The 840-nt window shown below is 45.7% G+C and carries 2 protein-coding genes; both read left to right on the top strand.

Annotated features, from left to right (window positions below):
• Window positions 1-190 (top strand): helix-turn-helix transcriptional regulator (locus Xind_RS19640; protein WP_187650956.1); only part of this gene is annotated, 190 nt, incomplete at its 5' end.
• Window positions 191-297: 107 nt separating this feature from the next.
• A partial coding sequence (locus Xind_RS19645) for a primase-helicase zinc-binding domain-containing protein (protein WP_276511103.1) occupies window positions 298-840 on the top strand: 543 nt, incomplete at its 3' end.

Below are 840 nucleotides of genomic sequence, written 5' to 3' on the forward strand. Positions count from 1 at the left end.
GAAGGAAAATCTTATTCGTTTGCCGGAAGTTCAACGCAGGACGGGTTATAGCAAGGCGTGGATCTACAAACTGATTAGTGCCGGAGAATTTCCGAAACAGGTCAAACTGGGTTCTCGCTCAATCGCCTTTATTGAATCAGAAATTGATAACTGGATTGCGCAACGTATCGCTGAATCACGAGCGGCATAACACCTAAAGAAAATGACATAAGAAACGTGACATAAAAAAACAACGCCCCAGTGTGCAGCAACACATCTGAGGCGTCTGACCAACAACCGTTATACGGAGTAACGATGATGGCTGATATACAGCATAACCAAACTCGCCCTAAATTTACATCTTCAGATATCACAGGCAACCAAAAACCGCTTGACCTGATCCAGACCGTGAAAAAATCCGCTATGTATCATTGGGAAAATTTATTGCCTGCCTGTGGCATCGATATTCCCGCAAAGGGAAAACATGGTGCTTGTCCTGTCTGCGGTGGCACTGACCGTTTTCACTTTATTGATGATCATCATAATGGCAACTGGCATTGCCGCCAGTGTGATACCCCGAACTATGGTGATGGGCTGGATTTGGTGGCAAAAACTAAAGGAATGTCCATCATTGAGGCGGCAAAAGTGGTTGCGGATGCGCTGGCGTTACCTTTACCAGAACCCAAACCAGCCAGAGAAATCATTCAAACTACGCAGTCAATTGCCGAAAAAGTGGCGGCACTGATGGCGCAAACTGTTGCTGGGCAATCTCCTTATCTGGTTGCAAAAGGACTGGATTACCCTAATCAGCGGCTATTGCTCAATAATTCGACTTTGTTGGCACTGACAACACTGGATAAA

The organism is Xenorhabdus indica (assembly GCF_014467235.1).
Lineage (GTDB): Bacteria > Pseudomonadota > Gammaproteobacteria > Enterobacterales > Enterobacteriaceae > Xenorhabdus > Xenorhabdus indica.